This window comes from Nonomuraea thailandensis (genome assembly GCF_024172165.1).
GTDB lineage: Bacteria > Actinomycetota > Actinomycetes > Streptosporangiales > Streptosporangiaceae > Nonomuraea > Nonomuraea thailandensis.
This window is the reverse complement of record NZ_JAMZEB010000002.1, coordinates 906,897-931,030: the sequence shown is the minus strand read 5'-3', so window position 1 is coordinate 931,030 and position 24,134 is coordinate 906,897. Positions and strand designations below refer to the sequence as shown.

20 protein-coding genes are annotated in these 24,134 nt (G+C 73.3%); 7 read left to right on the top strand and 13 right to left on the bottom strand.

Annotated elements, in window-relative coordinates:
- The first annotated feature begins 80 nt into the window (after window positions 1-80).
- On the top strand, window positions 81-974 hold the full coding sequence (locus tag HD597_RS08290; protein ID WP_253741202.1) for an SDR family oxidoreductase: 894 nt from the start codon (window positions 81-83) through the stop codon (window positions 972-974).
- 71 nt (window positions 975-1,045) lie between these two features.
- Entirely contained in the window at window positions 1,046-2,464 is a 1,419-nt protein-coding gene (locus HD597_RS08285) for an NAD(P)/FAD-dependent oxidoreductase (RefSeq protein ID WP_253741200.1), read from the top strand.
- Between the two features lie 47 nt (window positions 2,465-2,511).
- Here HD597_RS08285 and HD597_RS08280 read toward each other — a convergent pair whose 3' ends face one another.
- From HD597_RS08280 to HD597_RS08270, 3 genes are all read right to left on the bottom strand, one after another.
- Window positions 2,512-2,772 (bottom strand): hypothetical protein, encoded by a 261-nt coding sequence (locus tag HD597_RS08280; RefSeq protein WP_253741199.1) that lies wholly within the window; start codon window positions 2,770-2,772, stop codon window positions 2,512-2,514.
- A 118-nt stretch (window positions 2,773-2,890) separates the two neighbouring features.
- Window positions 2,891-4,093 (bottom strand): non-homologous end-joining DNA ligase, encoded by a 1,203-nt coding sequence (gene ligD / locus HD597_RS08275; protein ID WP_253741197.1) that lies wholly within the window; start codon window positions 4,091-4,093, stop codon window positions 2,891-2,893.
- A gap of 46 nt (window positions 4,094-4,139) precedes the next feature.
- Entirely contained in the window at window positions 4,140-4,889 is a 750-nt protein-coding gene (locus tag HD597_RS08270) for a crotonase/enoyl-CoA hydratase family protein (RefSeq protein ID WP_253741195.1), read from the bottom strand.
- A gap of 248 nt (window positions 4,890-5,137) precedes the next feature.
- Between HD597_RS08270 and HD597_RS08265 the strand changes: the two genes are divergently transcribed.
- Window positions 5,138-7,114 (top strand): DUF4132 domain-containing protein, encoded by a 1,977-nt coding sequence (locus HD597_RS08265; protein WP_253741193.1) that lies wholly within the window; start codon window positions 5,138-5,140, stop codon window positions 7,112-7,114.
- Here HD597_RS08265 and HD597_RS08260 read toward each other — a convergent pair.
- Window positions 7,095-8,759 (bottom strand): acyl-CoA dehydrogenase family protein, encoded by a 1,665-nt coding sequence (locus HD597_RS08260; protein WP_253741191.1) that lies wholly within the window; start codon window positions 8,757-8,759, stop codon window positions 7,095-7,097. The genes HD597_RS08265 and HD597_RS08260 overlap by 20 nt on opposite strands.
- A gap of 31 nt (window positions 8,760-8,790) precedes the next feature.
- Between HD597_RS08260 and HD597_RS08255 the strand changes: the two genes are divergently transcribed.
- Window positions 8,791-9,510 (top strand): PaaX family transcriptional regulator C-terminal domain-containing protein, encoded by a 720-nt coding sequence (locus tag HD597_RS08255; RefSeq protein WP_253741189.1) that lies wholly within the window; start codon window positions 8,791-8,793, stop codon window positions 9,508-9,510.
- Here HD597_RS08255 and HD597_RS08250 read toward each other — a convergent pair.
- The 3 genes from HD597_RS08250 to HD597_RS08240 form a co-directional block, all read right to left on the bottom strand.
- Window positions 9,500-10,528, bottom strand: coding sequence for a hypothetical protein (locus HD597_RS08250; protein WP_253741187.1), 1,029 nt, complete (start codon window positions 10,526-10,528; stop codon window positions 9,500-9,502). The genes HD597_RS08255 and HD597_RS08250 overlap by 11 nt on opposite strands.
- 64 nt (window positions 10,529-10,592) lie before the next feature.
- On the bottom strand, window positions 10,593-11,990 hold the full coding sequence (locus tag HD597_RS08245) for a glutamate-cysteine ligase family protein (protein WP_253741185.1): 1,398 nt from the start codon (window positions 11,988-11,990) through the stop codon (window positions 10,593-10,595).
- A 36-nt stretch (window positions 11,991-12,026) separates the two neighbouring features.
- On the bottom strand, window positions 12,027-12,737 hold the full coding sequence (locus HD597_RS08240) for an SDR family oxidoreductase (protein ID WP_253741183.1): 711 nt from the start codon (window positions 12,735-12,737) through the stop codon (window positions 12,027-12,029).
- Between the two features lie 102 nt (window positions 12,738-12,839).
- Between HD597_RS08240 and HD597_RS08235 the strand changes: the two genes are divergently transcribed.
- Both HD597_RS08235 and HD597_RS08230 read left to right on the top strand, forming a co-directional pair.
- A complete protein-coding gene (locus HD597_RS08235; protein WP_253741181.1) occupies window positions 12,840-13,670 on the top strand; it encodes a helix-turn-helix transcriptional regulator in 831 nt (276 codons plus the stop codon).
- A gap of 1 nt (window position 13,671) precedes the next feature.
- Window positions 13,672-14,700, top strand: coding sequence for a zinc-dependent alcohol dehydrogenase family protein (locus HD597_RS08230; RefSeq protein WP_253741180.1), 1,029 nt, complete (start codon window positions 13,672-13,674; stop codon window positions 14,698-14,700).
- 7 nt (window positions 14,701-14,707) lie between these two features.
- Here HD597_RS08230 and HD597_RS08225 read toward each other — a convergent pair whose 3' ends face one another.
- Window positions 14,708-15,196, bottom strand: a complete 489-nt coding sequence (locus HD597_RS08225; RefSeq protein WP_253741178.1) for a carboxymuconolactone decarboxylase family protein — start codon at window positions 15,194-15,196, stop codon at window positions 14,708-14,710.
- Window positions 15,197-15,367: 171 nt separating this feature from the next.
- Between HD597_RS08225 and HD597_RS08220 the strand changes: the two genes are divergently transcribed.
- A complete protein-coding gene (locus tag HD597_RS08220) occupies window positions 15,368-15,976 on the top strand; it encodes a response regulator transcription factor (RefSeq protein ID WP_276082855.1) in 609 nt (202 codons plus the stop codon).
- On the opposite strand, the gene HD597_RS08215 is transcribed toward HD597_RS08220, so the two are convergent.
- From HD597_RS08215 to lanKC, 5 genes are all read right to left on the bottom strand, one after another.
- Window positions 15,962-17,935 carry a prolyl oligopeptidase family serine peptidase gene (locus HD597_RS08215; protein WP_253741176.1) on the bottom strand — a complete coding sequence of 658 codons (1,974 nt, stop codon included), beginning with the start codon at window positions 17,933-17,935 and terminating at the stop codon, window positions 15,962-15,964. The two genes, HD597_RS08220 and HD597_RS08215, sit on opposite strands and share 15 nt — an antisense overlap.
- Entirely contained in the window at window positions 17,932-19,593 is a 1,662-nt protein-coding gene (locus HD597_RS08210) for an ATP-binding cassette domain-containing protein (RefSeq protein WP_253741174.1), read from the bottom strand. Before HD597_RS08210 ends, HD597_RS08215 begins: the two co-directional genes overlap by 4 nt.
- Complete coding sequence (locus tag HD597_RS08205) at window positions 19,590-21,323, bottom strand: ABC transporter ATP-binding protein (RefSeq protein WP_253741172.1); 1,734 nt, start codon at window positions 21,321-21,323, stop codon at window positions 19,590-19,592. The genes HD597_RS08210 and HD597_RS08205 overlap by 4 nt, the downstream gene beginning before the upstream one ends.
- A gap of 81 nt (window positions 21,324-21,404) precedes the next feature.
- Window positions 21,405-21,536 (bottom strand): SapB/AmfS family lanthipeptide, encoded by a 132-nt coding sequence (locus HD597_RS08200; protein WP_253741171.1) that lies wholly within the window; start codon window positions 21,534-21,536, stop codon window positions 21,405-21,407.
- Window positions 21,508-24,069: a class III lanthionine synthetase LanKC gene (gene lanKC / locus HD597_RS08195; RefSeq protein ID WP_253741169.1), complete on the bottom strand. Its 2,562-nt coding sequence runs from the start codon at window positions 24,067-24,069 to the stop codon at window positions 21,508-21,510. The genes HD597_RS08200 and lanKC overlap by 29 nt, the downstream gene beginning before the upstream one ends.
- Window positions 24,070-24,134: the final 65 nt, after the last annotated feature.

The following is a 24,134-nucleotide window of genomic DNA, read 5'->3' as shown; positions in this document are numbered from 1 at the left end:
GCCCTACCCCGCTCCACCGCCCGCAGACCCGGAACGGCGATTCATTGACATTTCTCGAATCTGGCGGGTAGGGGACCCGCATGCGCATTCTGGTCACGGGAGCCACCGGCACGCTGGGCGGAGCACTGGTGCCCGCCCTGCTCAAGGCGGGTCACGAGGTGCGGGCACTGAGCCGTACCAAGCGGGACGGCCGCGGCAACGTCGAGTGGATGTGGGGCGACCTGTTCTCCGGCAACGGCGTCAGGGAGGCCGTGGACGGCGTGGACGCGATCGCCCACCTGGCCACCAGCGGCCGCAAAGGGCGCGGCGCGGTGGACGTGCCCGGGACCAGGACGCTGATGATCCTCGCGCACGCGGCCGGGGTGCCGCACGTGCTGTTCACCTCGATGGTCGGCGCCGACCGGGCCGCCTACGGCCACCTGCGGCACAAGCTGGAGGCCGAGCGGCTGGTCCAGGAGAGCGGGCTGGACTGGACGATCCTGCGCGTCACCCCGTTCCACCAGTGGCTGCAGCAGCGGCTGCGCGACCACGCGTCGCTGCCCGTGCTGCCCGTGGACCGGTCGCTGCCCTGGCAGCCGGTGCACACGGGAGAGGTGGCCACGCGCGCCGCCGCCCTGCTCAGCGCGGGACCCTCGCACCGGGAGATCGAGTACGGCGGGCCGCAGGTGCTGAACACCGAGGAGCTGGTCAGGACCTGGCTGCACGCCTCAGGGCTGCGCCGGCCCTGCCTGCCCGTACGCTATCCGGGCCGCCTGTACGCGGCGCAGCGCGCGGGCGACCTCACCACCGACGCGTCGCCCAAGGGCGAGATCACCTGGCACGACTACCTCATGCCGCCGCCCCCGGTGCTGTCGGACGACTTCGCCTCCGAGCACACCGCCTCCCCCACCAGCCCGGCCACGCAGCCGGAGCAGGACCCTGACCTGCACGTATACGGAGGCGACGAGGGGTACGAACGCCCGACACGAAGCTAGCCGGACGTCCAGTTTTATTACACTTCGCCGCCTTGTTGCTTTCTGTCTGTTATTAGAAGATGTGTCTGGTGATGAGAGGTATCCCGCTGACCGACGACTTCGCCAACGGCGGGGTCTCCTTCTGGTACCGGCAGATCGGCCTGCCCACGCGGCGTCCGGCGCTGCCGGGGCCCCGCGCGTACGACGTCGCCATCGTCGGCGGCGGCTACACCGGCCTGTGGACCGCGTACTACCTGAAGCAGGCCGACCCCGGGCTGCGGATCGCGATCCTGGAGAAGGAGTTCGCCGGGTTCGGCGCGTCGGGGCGCAACGGCGGGTGGCTCTCGGCCGAGTTCGCCGGGTCGCGCAAGCGGCACGCCAAGGCGCGCGGGCGGCAGGCCATGATCGACCTGCAGCGGGCCATGTTCCGGTCCGTGGACGAGGTCATCGAGGTGACCCGCGCCGAGGGCATCGACGCCGACGTGCACAAGGGCGGGCTGATCCACGTCGCCACCAACCCGGCCCAGCGCCGCCGCCTGCGCGCCGGCGTCGCCGACCTGCGGGCCTGGGGGTACGGCGAGGACGACGTACGGCTGCTCGGCCGTGACGAGCAGCGCGAGCGCGTGCAGGTGGCGGGGGCGCTGGAGGCGTCCTACTCGCCCCACTGCGCCCGCATCCAGCCCGCCAAGCTGGCCGTCGGGCTGGCCGCCGCGGTGGAACGGCTGGGCGTGGACATCTTCGAGGACACCACGGTGACCGAGATCCGGCCCCGGCGGCAGGGCGGCCCGGCGTGCGCGGTCACCACGCGGGGCGTCGTCTCCGCCGAGTACGTCATCCGCGCCACCGAGGGCTTCACCGCCGGCCTGGCCGGCCAGCACCGGCAGTGGCTGCCGATGAACAGCTCCATGATCATCACCGAGCCGCTGCCCGCCGACGTGTGGAAGCACATCGGCTGGCAGGGCAACGAGCTGCTGGAGGACGAGGCCCACGCCTACGTCTACACCCAGCGCACCGCCGACGACCGGATCGCGATCGGCGGGCGCGGCGTGCCGTACCGCTTCGGCTCCCGCACCGACCGGCGCGGCGCCACCCAGGCGCAGACCGTCGCCCTGCTGTGGCGCATGCTCGTCAAGCTCTTCCCCGCCGCCGCCGACGTCCGCGTCCAGCACGCGTGGTGCGGGGTGCTCGGGGTGCCGCGCGACTGGTGCTCGACCGTGCACCTGGACCACGCCAGCGGCCTCGGCTGGGCCGGCGGCTACGTCGGCAGCGGCGTCACCACCACCAACCTGGCCGGCCGCACCCTGCGCGACCTGGTGCTGCGCCGCGAGAGCGAGCTGACGGGGCTGCCGTGGGTGGGGCGGCAGGTGCGGCAATGGGAGCCGGAGCCGCTGCGGTGGGCGGGGGTGCAGCTCATCTACGCGCTGTTCCGCGCCGCCGACCGCCACGAGAACGAACGCGGGGCCACGACGTCGGCGTACGCACGGCTGGCGAACCTGATCTCAGGCCGCTGATCGGCCCGCCGGATCCCATGGCGTGAAGCCGCGTGCGGCGCGCGACCTCACGCGCTCGTCGTCAGGCGGTCGGCGGCGTCGGCGGGGGCGACGTGCATCACCGCGCGCTGAGTCTCCCAGCCGGGGGTCGCGTCGCCGATCGTTTGAAGGGCGGAGCGGAGAAAGCACCACGCCCTGACCATCGCGTCAGCGGGGTCATCGGCTTCGGCGATCATCTGGACGTCCACGATGCCCGTGGTGAGCGTGGCAGCCAGATCGGGGTCCTCGATCGCCGGATCCGTGTCCTCCAGGTCGAGCAGCGCGTTCATCAGCTCGTCCAGCCGGTCGTCGAAACGTCCGAGGTCGCCGCGTACTGAACCTGTTGGATCGTCATGTACTTCATGGTGTCTCCTCGTCCTTCCAGCATGTGGCTCTGCCCGGTTGCCCTCAAGACGCCGGGCCCCCGCCGCGCCCCCACGGGTCGTAGTCGACCTCCAGCGCCTCCTGCGGCGGACGCTCGCCCTCCGGCACGTGCTGCAGGTTGACGCGGATGCGGTACCACACGCTGCTGCGCCCCCGCATGCCGTCCACCAGCACGTCGGCGGCCTCCAGCCGGGCCGCGACCTCGGGATGGCGGGCCTTCCACCGCTCGAACCCCGCCATCGCCTCGTCCTTGTGCTCCGCCCTGGCGATCTCGATCACCGGCATCGTCTGCTGCCTGCGCCCGCTGCCCTTGGGCGGCTTGGGCGCCGGGCCGAGCTCCTCCGCGAGCTCCAGCAGCCCGTCGAGCGAGCCCGGGTGCAGGTCCATGTCCTCCCACGGGTCGCCGCGCTCGGCCAGCCGCCCGGGCACGGTGTCGACGGTGAACGCCTCCGGCCGGCAGCCCGGCACCTCGTCCCAGGTCAGCGGGGTGGACACGCGGGCGTCCTGCACGGCGCGCACGGAATAGGCGGAGGCGACCGTGCGGTCATAGGCGTTCTGGTTGAAGTCGACGAACACGCCGTGCCGCTCCTCCTTCCACCACCGGCTGGTCGCCAGGTCGGGCGCGCGCCGCTCCACCTCGCGCGCCACCGTCTCGGCCGCCTTGCGGACCTTCGCGAACGGCCAGCGCCGCTCGATCCGGGCGTAGACGTGGAAGCCGCGCGAGCCGGACGTCTTGGGCCAGGCCACGAGCCCGTGGTCGGCCAGGACCTCCCGGGCCACCTGGGCCGTGCGCAGCACGTCGGACCACTCGACGCCCGGCACCGGGTCGAGGTCGATGCGCAGCTCGTCGGGCCTGGACAGGTCGTCGGAGCGCACCGGGTGCGGGTTGAGGTCGACGCAGCCGAGGTTGACCACCCACAGGAGCTGCGCCAGGTCGGTGCACACCACCTCTTCCGCGCTCAGCCCCGAGCGGTATTTCAGCTCGGCCACCTCGACCCAGTCGGGCCGCTTGGCCGGAGCCCGCTTCTGGAAGAACGCCTCCTGCTCGATGCCGTGCACGAACCGCTTGAGCACCATCGGCCGCCCGTGCACGCCGCGCAGCGCCGCCTCGCCCACGGCCTGGTAGAACCGGATCAGGTCGAGCTTGGTGCGCCCCGACTGCGGGAAGACCACCTTGTCGGGGCTGGTGATCCGGACCTCGCGCCCGGCGACCTCGATGTCAGGCATGAAGGTCACGATACGCGGGCCGACCGACAACCCCGGGGAGCGCCGATCACAGATCCTGGAAGGCGCCGTGGCGGCCGGCTCCCGCGGCGAAGCGGGCCGCGCCCTCCGACGCGTCGGGCAGCGACACCAGGCCGTGGCGCAGCTCGTTGCGCATCGCCTCGCCCTCTTCCAGGCCGTCCTGCTCCAGCACCGACATCCGGTCGCCGCGCAGGCACTCCTGCGGGAACCGCGCCAGCTCCAGGGCCAGCGCCTCCGCGTGCCGCCTGGCGGTGCCGCCGGGCACGAGCCGGTTGGCCAGCCCCCACGCGTACGCCTCGGGCGCCTCGACGGGCCGGCCCGTGAGGATCATGTCCAGCGCCCGCGACGTGCCGATCAGCCGCGGCAGCCGTACCGTGCCGCCGTCGATGAGCGGCACCCCCCACCTCCGGCAGAACACCCCGAACACCGCGTCCTCCTCCGCCACCCGCAGGTCGCACCAGAGCGCCAGCTCCAGCCCGCCGGCCACGGCGTGCCCGGAGACGGCGGCGATGACCGGCTTGCTCAGGCGCAGCCTGGTCGGCCCCATCGGCCCGTCGCCCTCCTCGCCGACGTGGTTGTCGAGCGACTTGAGGTCGGCGCCGGCGCAGAACGTGCCGCCCTCGCCCCACAACACCGCCACGGCGGCGTCCGAGCAGTCGAAGTCACGGAACGCCTCGGTCAGCGCGTCGGCGGTCTTGCGATCGACGGCGTTGCGCGCCTCGGGCCTGCTGATCACCACGGTGGTGACCGGGCCCTGGCGCTCCACGCGTACGGTCATGCGGCCCTCCTCGGGGGAACGTGCGGTGGCTCTCCTCGGGGAACGTGCAGAGCGTACGTCGAGGCCGCGGAACGGGCCAGGCCGCCGGGGTCAGGAGACGGCGCTCGCGGACCGCGGCGGCCGACGCCGGTCGTCCCTTCCTGTACGGGAATCCTCACGGTTCAGGATCTCCTTCGGATCACGAGAGCCTTGCGGGTGCTGTTGGATGATCGTCATCGTGCGACACGACAAACGGGACAGGATGGCCGATGGACGCTCAGGATGACCACGTCTGGTTACGCCGCTACCGGCCGCGGGCGTCGGACCTGATCGGCGGCCAGGTGCTGGTGTCGCTGACCGGGCCGGAGCCGGACGATCCGGCCGCGGCGGTCCGCGACGTGCTGGAGGAGGGCGACCCGTTCGCGGACCGGCTGCTCGGCGGGCTCGCGCCCCGGCTCGGGGGCCCGCAGGTGCGGCCGCTGCTGCTGCACTGGGCCGCCGCCGTCGACTCCAGGCCCGGCCTGCGGTGGATGTGGGAGGCCAAGGAGCTGCTGACCGAGCAGGCCGTCGAGGTGATCCCCGACGTGTTGCGGGAGCTCGCCGCCCATCGCGAGACGACGATCCGGCGTTCGCGCGCGTACGGCGAGACCGTCTTCCTGCGGAAGGGCACCGCCACGACGTTGCGCGGCCTGGTGTGGACCTGCGAGCTGATCGACGAGCCGTGGGTGGTTCCGCTGCTGGGCGACGTGGCCGTGACGGCGGGCACGGGCATCGGCGGCTCGGGCGCGCACGCGCGCAGCGAGCTGCTGGCCAACGCCGCGATCGGCGTGCTGGCCAGGCGCGGAGGCCCGGAGGTGGTCGCGCAGCTCGCCCGCGTGCTGGCGAAGGCGCGCAAGAAGACGATCCTCGCGGCGGTGAACCGCACGCTGGAGGAGGTCGCCGGGCGGGCGGGGCTCTCCGCCGAGCAACTGCTGGAGCGCACCGTGCCCACGTTCGGGCTCGGCCCCGACGGCACCCGTACCGAGCAGGGGCTGTGCCTGTCACTGGACGGGCGGATCACCCACGACGGCCGCAGGACCATCCCGAAGAGCGTCGACCGGGAGCTGCTCGCCGAGTTCAGGGCCGCCGCCAGGGAGCTGAGGAAGGTGCTGGCCGCCGAACGGTTCAGGGTCGAGCGGGCGCTGGCCGCCGGGCGGGTCTGGCAGTGGCGGGACGTGTGCGCGTACTACCTCGACCACCCCGTCGCCGGCGCGTCCGCCCGCAACCTGATCTGGAAGATCGCACAAGGCCCAGCCGGGCTGCCGGTGCAGGTGGACGGGCGATGGGAGCTGGCCGGTCCGGAGGGCCGGCACGTCCGGCCCTCCCCCGACACGCCCGTCCTGCTCTGGCACCCCATCGCGCACGACGCGGAGGAGGTGCGCGGCTGGCGTGACCACCTGATCGCCGACGACCTGCGCCAGCCGTTCAAGCAGGCCTTCCGCGAGGTCTACCTGCTCACCCCGGCCGAGGAGAGGACCCGCGACCACTCTCTCCGTTTCGCCCGCCACCTGCTGCGCTACGGCCAGGCCAAGGCATTGCTGTCCGAGCGCGGCTGGAGGGGCATGTCGCTGGGCCACTGGGACTGGGAGTGCGGCTCCGACCGGGCCGAGGCCACCAAGGAGCTGCCCGGCGGCCTGACCGCGCACTGGGGCTTCCACCTCGACGAGGACTCCTTCGGCCGGGACGGCGGCGGCACCGTCTCCGTCTGTGTCAGCGGCGAGCTGCACTTCACGGCGCAGGGCCGCCGCGTCCCGCTGGCCGAGGTGGCGCCGCTGACGTTGTCGGAGGCGTTGCGTGACGCCGACCTGGCCGTCGGCGTCGCCTCCACCGGGCTGGACCCGGTGGGGCACGGCGACTACTGGGAGTCGTACGGGTTCGGCGACCTCAGCGAGTCGGCCGAGATGCGGCGCGACGCGCTGGCGCGGCTGCTGCCCCGCCTGGCCATCGCCGGCCGGTGCGCGCTGGAGGGCCGGTTCCTGCACGTCAAGGGCGACCTGCGGACGTACAAGATCCACCTGGGCTCCGGCAACATCCTCATGGAGCCCAACGACGCCTACCTGTGCATCGTCCCGGGCGGTGGCGGCGACCAGGTGTTCCTGCCGTTCGAGGAGGACGGCGGGATGTTGTCGGTCATCGTCTCCAAGGCGTTCCTGCTGGCCGCCGACACCGCGATCACGGATCCGTCGATCACCCGCCAGATTCGCTGAAAGCGCCCGCGAGCAGCTCGTCGAAGGGGTCGTCGGCGGGGCGGTCGAGGCCGCGCAGCGGGCCCTGGTCCACCAGGTGCGCCTCGGCGTACAGGCGGGCGACGAGCGCCTTGCGGCCGTCGTCGAGCCCCCACGTGGCCTGGTCCTCAAGGAGCGCGGCGGCGTAGACGTCGGCCATGAACTGCGCCAGCGGGTACAGCCGCGCCTCGGCCGCCGCGTGCTCCAGCGCCGACCACGCCTCGATGGCCTTGGTGAGGTCGTCGACGCGGGTCTGGACCAGGTCGGAGGTGGCCAGGGCGCGGACGTGGTCGAGGAAGGGCAGGTGGGCGCGTTCCTTGAGCATGGCGCGGCGCACGTCCAGGCAGAGGATGTTGTCGCCGCCCTCCCAGATCGGGTTGACCTGCGCGTCGCGCAGCAGCCGGGCCACCGGCCACTGCTCGATGTAGCCGTTGCCGCCGTGCACCTCGACGGCGTCGGTGGCGGCGGTCACGCCGAGCCGGGCGGCGCGCAGCTTGATCAGGGCGGGCGCCAGGCGCAGCCGGGGCCCGGTGTGCCCGTCGAACACCATCGCCTGCGCGGCCTCGACCTCGACGATCAGCTCGCCCAGCTTGCGCCGCATGAGCGGCTGCTCGATGAGCGGCCGGCCGAACGCCTCGCGGGCGCGGGCGTAGCAGAGCGCCTCGACCAGCGCCCGCCTGGCGACGCCGACGCCCATCATGGCCACGCCGAGCCGGGAGGCGTTGGTGAGCTTCATCATCGTGCCGAGCCCCGAGCCGGAGCCCTCGCCGGCCAGCAGGAACGCCTCCGCGCCCGCGAGCTCGACCTCGGCGGAGGCGACGGACCTGGTGCCGAGCTTGTCCTTGAGCCTGCGGATGCGCACCCCGTTGCGGCTGCCGTCGCGCCGCTCCCACAACACCAGGAACGGCGCCACGGCCCCTTCGGGCAGCCTGGCCAGCACGACGAACGCCGAGCCGTTGGCGTTGGAGGCGAACCACTTGAACCCCGTCAGCAGCCACGCGTCACCGGCGGGCACCGCCTCGGTCTCCAGCGCCGCCAGGTCGGAGCCGCCGGTCCGCTCGGTGAACAGCTGTGCGGCCTCGCCGGAGTAGAAGCCGTTGGCGAAGATCTCCCGCACCCGATCGCGTACGTCCGGCGGCGCGTGCTTCTCGGCCAGCGAGACCACCATGTCCCCGCCGGTGCCGAGGGCGCAGCCCATCCCGATGTCGGCCTGGTCGAGCAGGTACGTCCACGCGGCGCCCAGCGCGGCCGGATCGGCCCCGTTGGCGCGGGCCTGACCCGCGAAGGACGGGGAGGTGAAGTTGTCGGCCATCAGCGCCTGCCGGGCGGTGTGGAACGACGGCGGCATGAGGACCTGGCTGACGTCCCGGCCCCATTTGTCGTACTTCTCCAGCCGCGGCGGGTTGCGGTCGGTCTCCTCGGCGCATTCGGCGACGAGACCTCCCATCAGCTCGCCCAGCCGGTCGAGGCGCGGCTCCGCCCAGGCGTAGCCGTCACCCAGGTGCCGCCGCATGAGCAGGCGGAGCGTGGGGTCGCAGCGCCACCAGTTGCGCCCTGCCGCACCCTGGTACGACTCGGTGGCGTAACGGTCGCTGCGGTCGAACGGTTCGATGAGATACCGGCCCATACTCGCGAGTGTTACATATACTCGACACGCGATGGAAGAGCGTAATGGCCTGAGTGCGCGTTCGGCGGTGCTGAGCGCGTTGCTGGGCAGCCACCCGCCCCGGCTGCCCGCCCGCCACCTGGTGCGCATCGGCGCGCTGTTCGGCATCGCGGAGGGCACGGTCAGGGTGGCGCTGTCGCGCATGGTCGCGGCCGGCGACCTGCTGCAGACCGACGGGCAGTACACGCTGTCCCAGCGGCTCGTCGAGCGCCAGGCCAGGCAGGACGAGAGTCGCGACCCGCACACGAAGCCGTGGGACGGCACGTGGGAGGTGGCCGTGGTGACCGCCGAGCGGCGCGCGCCCGCCGACCGGGCCGCGCTCCGGCATACGATGACCGCGCTGCGCCTGGCAGAGCTGCGCGAGGGCACCTGGCTGCGCCCGGCGAACCTGGTGCGCGGCGCCTGGCCGGAGATCGTCACCGCGCAGTGCACGCTGATCGACGGCCGCCCGCGCCGCGACCCCACTCCCCTGCTGTGGGACCTGGACGGCTGGGCGGCCGAGGCCCGGCGCCTCGAACGGGCTCTCGACGGCGCGCAGGGCCTGGCCGAGGGCTTCCTCGTCTCCGCCGCCGTACTGCGGCACCTGCTGGCCGACCCGCTGCTGCCCGCGGAGCTGCTGCCGGACGGCTGGCCGGGCGCCGGGCTACGGGCCCGCTACGACGCCTTCGACCGCCGATACCGCGAGGTTCTGCAGGAGCATCTCAGAGGCTGACGCCGAAGACCGTCCGCTTGCCCCTGAACTCGCTGATGCTCCAGAGCTTGCCGTCCTGCACGGTCAGGTCCTCGGGCCCGATCGGGAACGGCCTGGTCTCCAGCTCCTGGCCCTCGTACACCAGCAGCTTGCCGTTGGCCGTGGAGCCGGCCGACTGGCTCAGATACCACTTCGAGCGGTACGTCATCGCGCCCTGGATCTTGGGATGCCCCATGACGAACGCGTCGAGCGGCTCCCCGCCCTCCAGGTCGAGGTTCCAGCGCCCCACCCAGCCGTCGGGGGTCTTGTCCTGGTACTGCCCGGTGATGAGCCTGGGCGTGTCGCCGCTGCGGTCGATCGACACGAACGAGAACCGCGGCCCCGGCCGCGCCACCTTCCAGAAGTCGGTCTGCGGGATGACGTAGCGGTAGCCGAAGGCGTGCAGCCTGCCGCCGTGGCGGCCGACCCGCTTGCCGTCGCCCAGGTCGTTCTGGGCGGTGCGCAGGTCGAGCACGTTGCCGAGGTCGAAGACGCGCAGGCCGCGCGTGGTGTCGGCGACGTAGAGCAGGTCGCCGTAGCAGGCGATGCCGCCGGCGTGGATGTCGATCGGCCCGTACGACCCGTCCGGCTTGGCCTGCACCAGCAGCGCGTGCTGGTACTTCAGCGACTTGGGGCTCAGGAACGACACCCTGATGCCCCGCTCACCCGCCTCCGGCTTGAAGTACCAGCTCACGATGAACGCCGGGATCCCGATGTTGCCGGAGTCCTCGCTGCCGGTCAGGCCTTGCGGGTACCAGTCGGCGGTGTCCTGGTCCTTGTCGTCGAAGGCGTACCAATCGGCCGGCCGGGGCCGCATCGAGCCCATGGCGGCCGCGGCGCCCCTGCGCGCGCCGGTCCTGTTGGCCTGGGCCAGCACCGCCTCGACGGACGTGCCGCCGATCTCGCCGGCCAGCTTGGCCGCCCCGTCCGCCAGGTCCCCCGTCTCCCGAATGAGGGCAAACGCCGCCTTGTCGGTGGGAACCATCCCCGTACCCGCCATATCTGCCTCACCTTTTCCGTCTCTTGACCAGTTTGACGGACCGGGGATGGCGAAGGTTGGCGAATCATTTCCACAGATGCACGGGGGTCCCCGAGAGCGCCAGCTCGCGGTAGCGCCGGACGAGCTCGCGCCGGTCGCCGCCGAAGCGTTCCAGCGCCTCGCGCTGCCACGCCGAGCCGGTGCGGCGCAGCCGGGTGCGCTGGGCGATCACGTCCAGCGCCCGGTCGGCGTCGTTCGGCGCCACCCCGGCTCCGAGCAGCCCCTTCCTGGCCTCGGGCAGCAGGTAGAGCACCAACTCCGCGGCGTCGTGCTCGCCCTCCATGCCGGGCCAGGAGAGCTTGGCGTCCAGCCCCTGCATGGCCGCGCGGTAGAAGTTCTGGTACGCCGTCGCGAACCGGTAGCCGGTCAGGTCCCGCTCGGCCTGCGACAGCGTCAGCCCGAGCAGGAAGGCCGTGTTCGCCGCCATGTCCGCGCAGGAGGGCCCGGCGGGCAGCGCCCGCATCTCGATGCGCAGGTGGCCGCCGTCGGCGGGGTCGTAGACGGGGCGGTTCCACTGCCAGATCGTGCCCTGGTGCAGCCGCAGCTCCGGCACCTCGTGCCGCTCCGCCCCCTCGGTGAGGTCGGGCACGATCGGGTCGTAGTCCTGCACGTACCGCTCGAACAGCTCGTGCGCGCCCTCGCGCACCCAGTCCGAACCGAACGTCACCCGCCCGTCCCTGCGCTCGCGCCGCTGCACGTCCCGGTCGTCGGCGGCCTCCTCCATCAGCGCGATGCGGGTCTCCTCCCACAGCCGGCGCCCCAGGAAGAACGGCGAGTTCCCGCACGCCGCCAGCACCGGCCCGATGGCGAGCTGGGCGGCGTTGAACAGCCTGGCGAAGTGCTCGGGCGGCGTGCGGACGTGCACCTGCCAGGAGGTGTTGGCGCTCTCCAGGATCACGTCCTCGACCGACAGCTCCAAGTCGTCGATCTTCACGAGGAACGGCTCCAGCCGCAGCCTCCTGATGCCCCTGCTCATGGCCCGGTATCGGTTCTGGTCGCTCATCGCGCCCAGCGTGAAGTCCTCGGTGTCCAGCGTCGGCAGGATGCCGATGGGCAGCGCGCCACCGCCCGCCACGGCCCCGTCCACCTTGGTCATGGTCTCCTGCACCTCGGCGCTCAGCCGCTCGAAGGGCCTGCCCGCCAGGGGCAGCGGGGTCAGGTTCACCTCGAGGTTGTAGCGGCCCAGCTCCAGCACCACCCGGTCGTCGCCCAGGGCCTGCCGTACCTGGTCGTTGCGCGGCAGCGGCCGCCCCTCGTCGTCGATCAGGAACAGCTCCAGCTCGGCCCCGATCGTGACCGGGCCCTGACCGAAACCGGGGGTGTCGAGCAGCTCACGCAGCACGCCCAGCTGCTCCCGGATGCGTTCCCCGAAGCGGGTGTACTCCGCCTCGGTAAATCGCTCCTTATCCAGATCTCTTCCCATCACCCCAATCTGTCCCAAATGTCAGCCTTGACACCTTCACCAGCGGACAGTGCCCGCATCCTCCAGATAGGCGCCGGAGGGGCCGTCCTCGTCCTGGGTCGCGAGCCGCACGGCGATGGCCGCGCCCTGCTCCGCCGTGCGGAACCCCTGGTGATCGTTGAGGTCGGTGGCGCAGTAGCCGGGGTTGGCCGCGTTCACCTTGATCGGGGTGTCCTTCAGCTCCTTGGCGTAGCAGACGGTGACCATGTTGAGCGCGGACTTGGAGGAGTTGTAGGCCAGGGCGTTGAACTCGCCGAACGGGCTCGCCGGGTCCATCGCCATGGCCAGCGAGCCGAGCTCGCTCGACATGTTCACGATCCGCCCCGCCCCCGACCTGCGCAGCAGCGGCAGCATCGCGTTCGTGACCGTGACGACGCCGAACACGTTCGTCTCGTAGACCTCCCGCAGGTGCGCGGCCGTGGCGGCGCTGGGCAGGAAGCCGGCCGGGTCTCCGGTGACGCCGGCGTTGTTGACCAGGACGTCGAGCCGGCCGTACTCGCCGTCGATCCACTTCGCGGCGGCGGACACGCTCTCGCCGTCGGTGACGTCGAGCCGGACGTACGGCTGCCCGAGCCGCTCCGCGGCGGCCCTGCCGCGCTCGTCGTCCCGCGCCCCCACGATCGTGGTGACGCCCTGCCCGGCCAGCAGGCGCGCGATCTCGTAGCCGATGCCCTTGTTGGCGCCCGTGATGAGCGCGATCCTCGTCATGCCTCCACGTTCGGCCCTCCTGACGGGCTCGCGGGAGAGACCCGGAGAGGCTGGGATCAGCGGTACCACCCACGGGGCCGCCCTTCGGCCCAGGATGGAGGCATGAACCGCGACGAACTCGCCGAATTCCTCCGCGTCAGGCGCGCCCGCGTCACCCCCGCCGACGTGGGCCTGCCGGCGGGCGGCAGCCGCCGCACGCCCGGCCTGCGCCGGCAGGAGGTCGCGCAGCTCGCGGGCATGTCGATCGACTACTACATCCGGCTGGAGCAGGGCAGGGGCCCGCACCCCTCCAGGCAGGTGCTCAACGCGCTGTCCCGGGCGCTCATGCTGGGCCAGGACGAGCGCACCCACCTGTTCCACCTGGCCGACCAGCCGCTGGACCCGCCCAGGATCAGGGAGGACGTGCCGGGGAGCCTGCTGCACCTGATCACGTTCCTGGAGGAGGTGCCGGCGTACGTCCTGGACGCCCGCTACGACATCCGCGCCTGGAACACCATGGCCGGCGTGCTCATGGGCGACCTCGACGCCACTCCGCCCGACCGGCGCAACGTCATCCGCTGGGTGTTCATGTCGCCCGACATCGCCGAGCACCTCACCGACGAGGAGAAGGGCCGCTTCGCCCGCGCCTCCGTCGCCGACCTGCGCATCGCCGCCGGCCGCTACCCCGAGGACCGGGCGCTCCAGGCGCTGGTGGCCGAGATGCTGGCGCTCAGCCCGGAGTTCGCCGAGCTGTGGTCCAGGCACGAGGTCGCGGTGCGCAGGGAGCAGCGCAAGCACGTCCACCACCCGGTCGTCGGCACGATCGAGACGATCTGCCAGGTCATGCCGGTGCCCGACCGCGACGACCTGCGCCTGGTGCTCTACACCACCGAACCCGGCTCACCTTCGCACCAGGCCTTGCGCGAGCTGCGGCAACTCACTCTAAGCTCATGAGATGCGAGCGGTTGCCTTTGACATCTTCGGTGGGGAGCTCGACGTGCGCGAGCTGCCCGATCCCTCCCCGGCCCCGCACGGAGCGGTGATCAGGGTCGAGGCGACCGGGCTGTGCCGGTCCGACTGGCACGGCTGGCAGGGCCACGACCCCGACATCAAGGTCCTGCCGCACGTGCCGGGGCACGAGCTGGCGGGCGTGGTCGAGGCGGTGGGCGCCGACGTGCGCGGCTGGCTGCCGGGGGCGCGCGTGACCGTGCCGTTCATCTGCGCGTGCGGCACCTGCGCCGCCTGCGCGACCGGCGAGCAGCAGGTCTGCGAGCGTCAGACGCAGCCGGGCTTCACGCACTGGGGCTCCTTCGCCGAGTACGTCGCCATCGACCACGCCGACGTCAACCTCGTCGCCGTGCCCGAGGACCTGGCCTCCGCCACCGCCGCCGGCCTCGGCTGCCGCTTCGCCACCGCGTTCCGCGCCGTGGCGCAGGTCGGCGAGGTGCGCCCGGGCGAATGGGTGGCCGTGCACGGCTGCGGCGGCGTGGGCCTGTCGGCCGTGATGATCGCGACGGCGGCGGGAGCCCGGGTCGTGGCGGTCGACATCAGCACCGACGCGCTGCACCTGGCGGAGCTGGCGGGGGCCACGCACTTCGTCAACGGCTCGGCCGGTGACGCGGCGGCCCAGGTCAGGGAGCTGACCAGGGGCGGCGCGCACGTCTCGATCGACGCGCTGGGCAGCCCCGCGACGTGCGCCGCCTCCGTCGAGAGCCTGCGCCGCCGGGGCCGGCACGTGCAGGTCGGGCTGCTGCCCGGCGGAGCGACGCCGGTGCCGATGGGCCGGGTGATCGGCCAGGAGCTGCGGCTGCTGGGCAGCCACGGCATGGCCGCGCACGCCTACCCGCCCATGCTGGAGATGATCAGGGCCGGGATCCTGCACCCCGACCAGCTCGTCACCCGCACGATCGGGCTGGCGGACGCCGGCAAGGCGCTGGCCTCGATCGGCTCGGTGCCGGGCGTCACCATGATCACTCCCCGGTGACCACCGCTCAGTCCTCGGGCCGCACCCTCAGCGTCCTGAGCACCAGGGCCAGCATGCCGTGGTGGGCCACCAGCATGATCAGCTCGATCCGGCCGGCCTCGTCGTAGCGGTCGCACAGCGCCGCCCACGTCGCGTCCGTCAGGTCGCCCGCGTAGTAGAGGTCGTCGGCCACCTGGAGCACGAGCTGGTCCTCGACCGACCACAGGGCGTCCGGCCTGCGCACCAGCTCGATCTCCTGCGGCGTGAGGCCCGCCTCCTGGGCGAGGCGGGCGTGCCTGCCCCACTCGTAGGCGCTGCCGCAGTGGTGGGCGGTGCGCAGGACGGCCAGCTCCCGGTCCCTGGCGGGCAGCGTGCCGTCCTGCAGCACGCCGTGGAGACCCCGCCACCCCCGGTACAGGCCCGGGTGGCGGGCCAGGGTGGCGAACACGTTGTACGGATGGGCCCTGGTGTAGTCGTCCCATTGTTCGGGCGGAAGGGGCCGCACGCGGGGTTTCATGTTCGTCAGCATCTCCCAATCGGCCCGACGCTTGGTAGGCCTCCATCGGGGTACGAGCCGTCCGCGATAAGACGGATTTACGGCTAAATAGAAGTACTTTTCTTGATTGGGTCAATACGGCAGGATAAAGAGGCCCGCAGACGTTGCAAGCCTGGTCGACCGCAAGGACGCATGGTGATTCGAACGTTGCTCGCTGAAGACATGAAGCTGGTACGAGGGGCGCTCGTGGCGCTGCTGGCCTATGAAGAGGACATCGAAGTCGTGGCCGAGGTCGAACGGGGCGATCGCATCCTGGCCGCGGCCCGGGCCTCCCGGCCCGACGTCGCGGTCCTCGACATCGCCCTGCCCGGCATGGACGGGCTCGACGCGGCGCGGGAGCTGCACGAGAAGTTACCCGAGTGCGGGGTGCTCATCCTGACCGGCGTCGGCACCCCCGGGCTGCTCAAGAGGGCGCTCGACGTGCACGTCCGCGGGTTCATGGCCAAGGACGCGCCCCCCGGGCAGCTCGCGGACGGCATCCGCAGGGTGGCCGAGGGGGAGCGGGTCATCGACTCCGAGCTGGCGATCGCGGCCATGCGGCCGGAGGAGGCGCCGCTGACGCCGCGCGAGCTGGACGTGATCGGGGCCGCGGCGGACGGGGCGTCGGTCGGGGAGATCGCGGCCTCGCTGTACCTGGCCGAGGGAACGGTCCGCAACTACCTGTCCAGGACCACGGCCAAGCTGGGCGCGCGCAGCAGGATCGACGCCATCCGCATCGCCAGGGAGTCAGGCTGGATCTGAGCGGCCCGTGTGCTCGGCCAGGAAGGCCAGCACGTCGGCGGCCAGCCCGACGGAGCGGCTGACGGCCCGGGCCCCGTGGCCCACGTCCGGCTCGTGGCGCAGCAGGATCGGCCGGTCACCGCCGCTCGCCCACTGCAGCGCGGCGCACATCTTGCGGGCGTGCATCGGGTCCACCCGCGTGTCGGCCGCCGCCACCGTGAACAGCGTCGCCGGGTAGCGGGCGCCCTCGCGCACGTGGTGGTAGGGCGAGTAGCCGAGCAGCCAGCCGAGCTGCTCGGGGTCGTCGGGGTCGCCGTACTCGCCGGTCCACGAGGGCCCGAGGCCGCTGAGGTGGTAGCGGGCCATGTCGAGCAGCCCGGCCGAGCACACGACGGCGGCGAACAGGTCGGGCCGCTGGGTGAGCGCGGCGCCGACGAGCAGGCCGCCGTTCGACTCGCCCCAGATGCCGAGCTGCTCCGGGGTCGTCCAGCCGTCGGCGATCAGCTTCTCGGCGGCGGCCACGAAGTCGTCGAACACGTTCTGCTTGCGCTCCAGCATGCCGTCGCGGTGCCACGCCTCGCCCTCCTCGCCGCCGCCGCGCAGGTTGGCGATGGCCAGCACGCCGCCCGCCTCGACCCAGGCCAGGGAGTCGGCGGCGTAGCCGGGCATCAGGGGGATGCCGAAGCCGCCGTACCCGCTGAGGATCGCCGGGCGCGGGCCCCCACGGGAGGGGCGGGCGACGACGACCATGCGGACGAGGGTGCCGTCGGCGGAGGCGTACTCGATGTGGGAGCTGCGCACCTCCGGCAGCGTGACGCGGCCGGGCGGGGCGGACCAGCGCGTGGTGGCGTCCGTGCGGGCGTCGTAGCGCCAGATCTCCGCGGGGGTGACGGCGTCGGTGTAGGCGAACCACGCCTCGGGGCCGCCTCCCGGGCGGGAGGTGAGCGAGGCGATCGAGCCGTTGCCGGGCAGCGGCACGGTGCTCAGCCGCTCCCCCGTGCGGGCGTCGTGCACGGCGATCTCGCCCACCGCGTGCCGCGTCCTGGACACCAGCAGCCGGTCGCCGTCGAGCAGCGTGAACGCCCCCAGCACGGCCTCCTCGTCCTCCGGGATCAGCTCCCGCCAGGCCGTGGGGGTCCTGGGGTCGGCCACGCAGAGCCTGCGGCGGGGCGCGTCCCTGTCGGTGAGCAGGTACAGGCGGCCGTCGCCGGCCACCGCGCCTGCCGTGCGGGCGGGCGAGCCCTCCTGTACGGGCCGGGGCGCCGGGTCCTCGCCCGCCAGGTCGGCCAGCCAGAGCGAGTTGCCCGACGCGGTGCCCGCCGAGATCGTCAGCCAGCGGCCGTCGGGGCTGATCTGCACGCCGTACGAGATCGCGCCCCTGGTGAACACGGGCACGTCCGCCTCGGCGGAGCCGATCGTGTGCAGGAACACGCCCTGCTGGAAGCGGACGTAGTAGAACGCCCCGCCGCCCGGCAGCCAGGCGACCGCCGAGTAGCGGCAGCCGCCGATGGGCCCGTCGACGACCTCGCCGGTGGCCAGGTCCCGCACGTACAGGCAGGCCTTCTCGTCGCCGCTGCGCGAGATCTGGTACGCCAGGCGGCGCCCTTCCAGGTCGGGCTGCCAGCCGTCCAGCGTCGTCAGCCCGCTGGGGTCCAGCTCCATGGGATCCAGCACCACGCGGTCGTCGCAGCAGAGCACGGGGTGCTCCTGCGACGGGGATCGGCGCAGGTGGAAGCGCTGGTCGCCGCGCCACACGGGCGGGGTCACCAGGCCCGTGTCCCTGAGCTCGGTCAGCCGCGCCAGGAACCGCTCCCGCTGGGACAGCCCGGCTGCGCTGTCGCGCCACAGCCGGTCCTGGGCCGCCAGCCAGGCCTGGGTGCGCGGATCCAGGGGGTCCTCCAGCCAGCGGTACGGGTCGTCGATCTCGTGGCCGTGGGAGCGGTCGGTGAGGGGGAGGCGTTCGGCGGGCGGGTATCTCATGAGACGGGCTCCGGGTGCCAGTGGCCGGCCAGGTCGGCGTACAAGGGGGAGGTCCGGATCAGCTCCTCGTGGGTGCCGAGCGTGATCCGGGCGCCGTCCATGAGCAGGATGCGGCGGGCGCGCAGGGCGGAGGTCAGGCGGTGGGCGATCACGACGAGCGTGCCGCCCCTCCGGGCGAACGCGGCCTCGGCCCTGGCCTCGGTGGCGGGGTCGAGGTGGCAGGTGGCCTCGTCGAGGATGACGAGCGTGGCGGGGGCCAGGTAGGCGCGGGCCAGGGCGATGAGCTGGCGCCGGCCCGCCGAGAGCGCGCCCGGCTCGACCTGCGCGTCGTACCCGCCCAGCTCCTCCACCAGGCCGCCCGCCCCGACGGCCTCGACGGCCTCCGCCAGGGCGGCGCCGGTCTCCGCGTGGTAGAGGAGGTTCTCCCGGAGCGTGCCGCGGAAGACGTACGCCTCCTGCGGGATCAGCACGCGGGCGGCGGGGTCGAGCCGGTCGGCGGGCACGCCGCCGATCAGCACCTCGCCCTTGCCGGGCCGCAGCACGCCGCTGAGCAGGGACGCCAGCGTGGACTTGCCCGCCCCGCTGGGCCCCACGATCGCCAGGTGGTCGCCCTCGGGGACCGTCAGGTCCAGGCCTCGCACCACGGGCGCGGAGTGCGGGCCGTAGGCGAAGGTGACGGCGTCGAGCCTGATCTCGCTCGTGATCGGGCGGATCCTGGGCGGGTCGGGGGCGGCAGGCGGCGCCATGGCCAGGATGCGGCCGAGCGAGACGGCCAGCCGGACGCCGCTGACGCCGAGCCCCTGCACGAGCCCGCCGAGCGCGGGGGCCAGGGACTGGGCGACGTACGCGAGGGTGCCCACGATCACCCCGGCCCCCACGCCCCGCTCCAGCAACCACGGGGTTCCCGCCAGGACGAGGACGACGGGCAGCCAGCCGCCGGCGGCCAGGGCCGCGGTGCGGGCGGCGCTCACCCGGGCGAGCGTGCGCGCGGCGGCGGCCTGCGCGCCGACCCGGCGTTCGAGCCGGCCCGTCACGCTCTCCCGCAGGCCGCACGCCTCGATGTCGCGCAGCCCGCCCGCCATGCCGATCATGGCCTCGGCCAGGTGCTCGTCGGCCAGCAGGTACGCGCGCTGCCGCCGGGCCAGCGCGGGCAGCGAGGCCAGGAAGAGCCCGAGCCCGGCCAGGAAGGGCGGCATGACCAGCACGAGCGTCTCGGGAGCCAGGGTCAGCAGCCCCAGCACGACGCTGACCACCGTGAACACGAACCCGCGCACGGTGGTGACCACGGCCGCGAAGGAGTCCCTGGCCAGCTCGACCTGGAGCCCGGCCCTGGCCACGGCGGCGCTGTCGCCCCCCGAGCCCGTCCTGAGCGCGCCCTCCACCACCCGGGTCAGGAGATCGTCCCTGAACGGCTCCGCCACCGCGGCGACGGCCAGCACGACCTGCCGCGCGGCCACGGCCCCCGCCAGCCACGTGATCCCGAGCGCGGCCAGCCAGCCGAGCCCGATCAGCGGCTCGGCCGGGGCGAACCCGTCCTCGATGGCGCGGGCGACGGCGTGCCCGATGAGGAACGCGGGCGCCGCCTCGACCACCGACCAGAGCCCCAGCCTGACGAGCTGCCTCGGCTCCCGCCGCAGGGCGCGGGCGATCGGGTTCACGGCGCGCCTCCCTGGATCTCCCGGGCTTCCTCGGCTCCCTGGAAGACCGCCCGGTAGGCCGGGTCCTGCCACAGCACGTGGTGCGGCCCGCCGGCGCGGACCGTGCCGCCGTCGAGCCAGACGACCTGGTCGGCGCGGGCGGCGGTGGCGAGCCGGTGGGCGGCGATGAGGCGGGTGCGGCCGAGCGGGTCGGTGGTGAGGGCCTGGCCGACCTGGCGCTCGGTCACGGTGTCGAGGCTTGAGGTGGCGTCGTCGAGCACCAGCAGCCGCTCCCCCTGCGCGAACGCCCTGGCCAGGCCGATGCGCTGCCGCTCGCCGCCGGACATGGGGGCGTCGCCGAGCGGGGTGGCGTACCCGAGCGGCAGCCGCCGGACGAACACGTCCGCGCACGCGGCCTCGGCGGCCTCCGCCACCCGATGCGCCCCCGGCTGCCGGCCGTCGAGGGCCGCCCCCTCCCGGACGGGCGCCGGCTCGGGGCTGATGGCCTCGCCGATCGTCTCGCCGGTCAGGACCGGGCGTTCGAAGGCGTAGCCGATGGCCCGCCTCAGCTCCTCCTCCGACAGCTCCGCCAGGGGCACGCCGTCGAGCAGGACGGCGCCCCGCTCGGGCTCGGCCAGCCGCCCCGCCAGCGCGGCCAGCAGCGACTTGCCCGCCCCCGAGCGCCCGACGACGGCGGTGACGGATCCGCCGGGGAGCGTGAGGTCGCCGACGGTCAGGCCGTTCGCGGCCACGTCGCGGAACTCGACCGTGCCGGGGCCGGGCGGGAGCGTGCGCTCGCCGTACCGGACGGGTGGCAGGTCGAGGACCTCGGCCACCCGTCCGGCGGCGGAGCGCGCCCTGGCCAGGCCGCTGATGTGGCCGAGCGCCGTGCTGAGCGAGGCCCCGAGCACGGCGTAGCGCGCGGCGGCGTACAGCTCTCCGACGGTGAGGTCGCCCGCGGCGAGCATGAAGCCGCCCACGGCGAGGACGGCGACCTCCAGCAGCGGCACCACCAGCCCGGACCGGACCGCGGCCGAGGCGTTGGCCCGCCACAGTGCCATCCCGTGCGCGCGCAGCCCGGGCAGCGGCCCGAGCACGCGGCGCGACTCGCGGTCCGCCGTGCCGGCGGCGGCGATGGTGCGGGCGCCGCCCAGCGCCTCCACGAGGCGGGCGGCGATCTCGCCCTGCACCTGCTGGTAGCCGCCCGCGATCGTGGTCGTCGTGCGCAGGAAGGCACGCAGGACCAGGAGGATGACGACGATGCCCGCCCCGAGCGTCAGCGTCAGGACGGGAGCGATGAGGGTGAGCGCGACCAGCGCCCCCGCCGTGGGGACGAGCAGGGCGAGCGCGCTGGTCACCGTCTCGGGCGCCCTGCCGACCTCCTCGGCGTTCAGGCCGGCCCGGGTGACGAGCTCGCCCTCCGGGAAGCGGCGGGTGGCCGCCGAGCCGGCGCCGAGCACGTGCCGCAGCACGCCGGAGCGCAGGGTCGCGGCGGCACGGGCGCCACTGGCGCCGCGCGCCCACACGCCGAGGCTCTCGCAGAGCATGACGGCGGCGACCGCGCCCGCGCAGAGCGCCAGCCAGTGGGTGCCGGCCGGCTGGCGCGTCACGAGGGCGTCCACGGTGCGGCCGATCAGGTACGGGACGGCCAGCTCGGCGGCCGCTCCCGCGACTGCCGTGACGGCCAGCACGGCGGTCCACGGTCCGCTGCGCCGTACCGCGCCGATCACCAGCCGGTCTCCTGCCCGCAAGGTGACGCCTCCTCTGTGCATGTGGCCGCTTGTGAATGTCCCCGCGCCGTGGTGGACGGCGCGGGGACGGTTATTCGCACATCAGTGGCAGAGAGCGACACTGAGGTTGCTGGGGCTGCCGGAGTGGCAGGACAGAACGGTCAGCGTGCTGCCGCCGCTGGCCACGTCGCTGGCCGCGGGGGCCTCAAGACCCTGCAGGTCGAGAAGTACCATGTCGTACACCTCCTTCCGTGGTGTCGTCGGGGAGAGGCCGCTCGGGTGCGGCCCCGAGGAACGGCAGTTGGCAGGGTTTTCCGCCCATCACCGAGGCGAGGGCGAAGAGCACGCCGGCCGTTCCGGTCGCGAAATCCATGGACAGGCGCAGGAGCTGGTCGCCGGGGAAGGCCAGTCCCCCGGCGTACGGCAGCGCGTGCCACCGCAGCCCCTTCACCAGTTCGGGCAGGTCCCCGGCGCCGGCCGCGATGAGCCCGGCGCGCCCGGTGAACAGCCCGGCCTGCACGAAGAAGCCCGCGCGCCCGGCGAGCCGCAGCTCGGCCAGCGCCGTCGCGAACGCCTCGTCGTGCCGGTGCCGCAGGTAGCGCTCCAGCACGAGGGCGATCCCCGCGGACCCCTCGTCGAGGTACGGCAGCAACCGCCACCCCTGGTTGACCTGGAGCGAGCCGTCCTCGGAGTGGCGGCAGCGCCGCAGGTCCTGCCGGAGCGCGGTGGCCGCCAGATCGAGCAGCGCCGGGTCGCCGGTGTGCTCGTAGGCGTGCAGGAACAGCAGCGCGGGGCCGGACGAGCCGTGCATGAGCCCGGCGCGCGGGTGGGCGCCGCCGCTGATCTCGGGCACGGGGGCGTCGAGCCGCGCGGCGCAGATGTCCACCGCGTGCAGGGCCAGGTCGGTGTGCCCGAAGTGGAGCAGGTTCAGCCCGATGCCGGACAACCCGGAGATGAGCGCCGATTCCAGGCGGTCCCACTTCTCGCGCAGGCAGATCCCGATGAGGTCGTGCGCGTCCTCGTGGTGCCCGAGCAGGCCGAGCACGTACGCGATGCCGTGCAGCCCGTCGTACAGGCCGAGGCCGGAGCCCTGGATGGGGCGGCGGGCTCGCTCGCGCAGCCAGCGCTCGTACTCGGGGAAGGGCCCGAGGCCGGCGCTGTGCAGGGCGAACAGCACGCCGGCCGCGCCGTGCGCGAGGTTGAGCCCGCCACCCGGCCGGAACTGCGCCACGTCGCCGGGGAAGAGCCGGTCGTCGCGCCCGGGCGTGGCCGCGGCCGTGATCGCTGTGGCCATGGCGTCCCGCAGCTCGGGCCAGCCCGCCACGCCCGGCATGGGCACGGTCGTGCCGTCGTGCGCGCCGCCCGCGATGGTGGCGACGGCCTCGTCGATCACGCCGCAGGGCACGGGGAACGTCTCCTTGACGATCTCCCCGAGGTGCGTCACCTTCGGCCGGTGCAGCGGCAGCATGATCGTGCACTGCGGCGCGAACAGGCCCAGGCGCAGGCAGGCCAGCGCGTACCGGTCCACGTCCACGCCCTGGCGGTCGGCCGGGGCGGCGAAGGCGGGATGGGCGAGCGCGGCGCGAGCCCGGTCGTCGGCGAGCGTGGCGACCTCGTAGTCGATCAGCGCCACCCGGCCGTCGTCGGTCAGCAGGATGTTGTCGGGGTGCAGGTCGCCGAAGACGACCCCGCGCTCGTGCAGCGAGCCGACCGCGCGCGCCACCTGCTCCAGCGTCTCGACCGCCCACTCGGTGTACTCGGCCAGGTCCTGCTCGGTGCAGGTGGCGCGGGTGAGCGGGTAGCGGTGCACGAGCCGCCGCTGGAGCGGCGTGCCGTCGATGAACTCCTGCACGAGGAAATGGTGCTCGCCGAGCGTGAAGTAGCCGCGCGGCGCGGGAGCCGCGGGCAGGCCCGACAGGCGTTCGAGGATGTCGCGCTCGTGCTCGATCCTGGCGACCGCGTCGCGGCCCGCCGTGTCGAGCCCGGCGTGCGGCCTGGCCTCCTTCAGCACCACGCGCTCGCCGGTCCGCGTGTCGCGGCCGAGGTAGACGCCGCCGCCGTTGGAGAAGTGCAGGACGCTCTCGATCGTGTACGGCAGCCCGGTCGTCGTCACGGAGTTGCGGGCGGCGAGCTGTGGCTCCAGGAACGCCGGCAGGGTCGTCCACGGCGGCACCGAGAACGTGGCGCCCCGTACGTCGGGCACGAGCGCGCCGTCCCCGTCCTCGACGGCCAGCACGCGCTCGCCTCCCGGGGACAGGCAGTGGCGCTCGGCGAAGCCGCCGTACCTGACGAACAGCGGTCCTTCGTTGTAGCGCAGATCGCTGAGGATGTACGGGCCGCGCACGTCGCGCAGCAGCTCGTCGAGCTCCTTGAGCACCAGTTCGAGCTGCGCCTCGTCCCGCGGGTAGATCGTGAGGAGCTTGCCGCTGGAGGCCCGGGAGGCGGCCTTGGAGTTCACCATGACGAGCACGGGGACGCCGCGCAGGAACTTGAACGCGATGCCGCGCGGCAAACAGTAGTCCCAAACCGCTTCGATGGCCTTTTCGGCGTCCTCCACGCGGGCGGACACGTGAATCTTCCAGCCCTGCGAAGGCAGCGGCGGCTCGTGCTCGGGAGAGAAATAGCACCAGGTGTCGGTGAGCGCCGAGGCCCAGCCGGCGGGAAGCGACCTGCGCAGAATGGGAAAGTCGGCGTCTGCTGCCGTGCTGTGCTCGAGAGTGTCGTAGAAACACGGATCGACCAGGCAATAGAGCTCGTACTTGTCCATCTGGGCGGAACCTCCGGGGCGGTGTGCTCAGTAGCCTCTCGCCGTTGGAGCCGCCCGGCTAGTCA